Origin of the sequence: Pseudomonas sp. EGD-AK9 (assembly GCF_000465935.2) — a bacterium.
Lineage (GTDB): Bacteria > Pseudomonadota > Gammaproteobacteria > Pseudomonadales > Pseudomonadaceae > Aquipseudomonas.
Genome location: NZ_AVOF01000515.1, coordinates 1 through 1613, shown reverse-complemented (window position 1 = coordinate 1613; position 1613 = coordinate 1). Strand labels below are relative to the sequence as shown.

Below are 1613 nucleotides of genomic sequence, written 5' to 3'. Positions count from 1 at the left end.
CTGGCCCTGCCCGGCCTGCGCCCGCTGCTGTCGTGGACCTACCGGCGCTGGGTGCTGCGCCGCCTGCGCCGTCAGGGGCGCTGGCCGCCCGGCTGATACAGGCTAGTTCGCACTACCCCTGAGCGGCGCGCCCCAGGGGCGATAACGCAGCGAGAACACGGCATCGGCATGACAGCCGGAGTAATGCCGCTGCGGTTCGGCCGGCTCGGCGCGAAACGGCTGGCCGTCTGCGCTGGTCTGGCGAAAGGCTTCGCGGACGATGCCGATGCTGCAGGGCAGTGCCTGGCCATAGGCGCGGCGCACCGGCGTCGCCAGGCTGGCGGTGCCCTCGCCGTCCTGCCACCAGACCGAGATGCCCAGCGCCTGCAAGTCGCCGAGCCAGGCCGCATAGGCGTTCGGACTCAGGCGCGCGGCGCTGAACGCGCTCAGGTGCAGCGGCGCGTCGAGCTGGGCGGCGAAATCCTGCAGTTGGCGGCGCAGCACCCGGCGCCGCTCGCCGGCCAGGAACTGCACGTCGTCCAACTCCAGCGGCAGGTACCAGCCGGCCACCGGCAACTGCCACTGCTCGCGCAGCAGCCGCTGGTGCGCCAGCGACAGGCCCAGCTGGTACTGCCAGTAGACCTGCAGGCCCGGGCCGTCCAGCTCGCGCTGGCGCTGGTAATAGGCCGGGTCCATGTACAGCCCCAGCACCAGCTGCAGGCCCTGTTCCTGCGCGGCGCGCAGGCTGTTGGCCAGCCAGCCGTCGGCGCCGCCGAAATCCGCCTCGCCATAGGCCGTCCACTGCACCAGCAGGGTCTTCACCCCGGCGTCGGCACTGGCGCGCCAGATATCCCGCCAGGCCTGCTCCTGCAGGCGGCTGTCGGCATTCAGCGGCTGAAAGAACAGGCGCTCCTCGGCGTGCAGCTGGGCGACGAGCAGCAGACAGAAGGCCAGAACAAGGCTACGCATCAGAAATCCACCTCCACTCGCAGCAGCACGCCGCTGGCCCGTTCGTACAGGTTGCCGCCCAGCCCCCACTGGTACTCGGCATTGACCTTGAGGTTGGCCGGATAGGCGTTGTACCGGCTGTCGCCGTACCACAGCTGCCAGCGCAGGCCGAGGCCGCTGCGCCAGTCCTGGCGCCAGTGGCTGCGCGGGTCCTGCACGCTGAACTCGACGAAACCGTAGGGCATCAGGGTCTGCGCGCCGGCCGCGGCCAGCTTGTAGGTGCGCCCCTGCTGGTAGCGCGACAGCCAGGCATGATCGCCGGCGCGGGTCCACCAGGCGGCGTCGAGATAGAGGGAGCGCTCGTTCCACTGCGTTTCGTCGACCCGCCAGTCGTTGCGCCAGTCGCCCTGATCGAAGAAGGAGGCGGTGGCGCGCAGCAGCAGGTCGGTGCTGACCTGGCCCTTGCGCACGTGATCGTTGAGCGCCTCGGACACCGCGGCCGGATTGAGCCACTGGCCGAGACTGAAACCGTCGAAGTCGGCGTCGTCCAGTTCGCTCTGCGCATAGAGCTCGCTGTACAGATTGAGGTTGTGCGTGCCGAGCGGCCGATAGCGCAGGCCCAGACCGGTGCCCAGGGAACGGCCGTAGCGGTGGCGCCCGTCGCCGCCCAGCAGCGCCCGGCCGTA

The 1613-nt window shown here is 70.3% G+C and carries 1 protein-coding gene and 1 pseudogene; both read right to left on the bottom strand.

Annotated features, from left to right (window positions below; genetic code table 11):
- Positions 1 to 102: 102 nt before the first annotated feature.
- A complete protein-coding gene (locus N878_RS19795) occupies positions 103 to 948 on the bottom strand; it encodes a DUF4434 family protein (RefSeq protein WP_021445291.1) in 846 nt (281 codons plus the stop codon).
- Positions 948 to 1613: pseudogene (locus N878_RS19790) on the bottom strand (phage receptor); the annotation flags it as partial. The pseudogene N878_RS19790 and the gene N878_RS19795, both read right to left, overlap by 1 nt.